The organism is Crenobacter sp. CS_VA4 (assembly GCF_055597485.1).
Window position 1 is genome coordinate 1 of the sequence record NZ_JBVMAE010000183.1, and the last position, 243, is coordinate 243.

The window sequence follows — 243 nt, forward strand, 5'->3', positions numbered from 1 at the left end:
CGCGCCCATCGGACGCCTGGAGCGTCGCGAGCTCCCAGGGGACATCCGCGACGGGGAACGCCTGCACGCCCATATTCGCCGTGTACGGGGTTGCCCAGACGATGTGCTCACCGACCGTACCGACCGGCACCTTGCCGTCCGTCTCGGTGACGGTCTCTCCAGACGGGGTGATCGCAACGTGCTCGACGCCGTTGCTGGTGATCTCGAAAGCGAGACCGGTCGTGCGCTTGGTGCGCACGGGAT

Annotated in this window: 1 protein-coding gene; it reads right to left on the reverse strand. The window is 67.5% G+C overall.

What is annotated here, in order from left to right:
- On the reverse strand, positions 1 to 243 hold a 243-nt coding region (locus ACZ2IA_RS23225; protein WP_470294938.1), incomplete at both ends, for a hypothetical protein.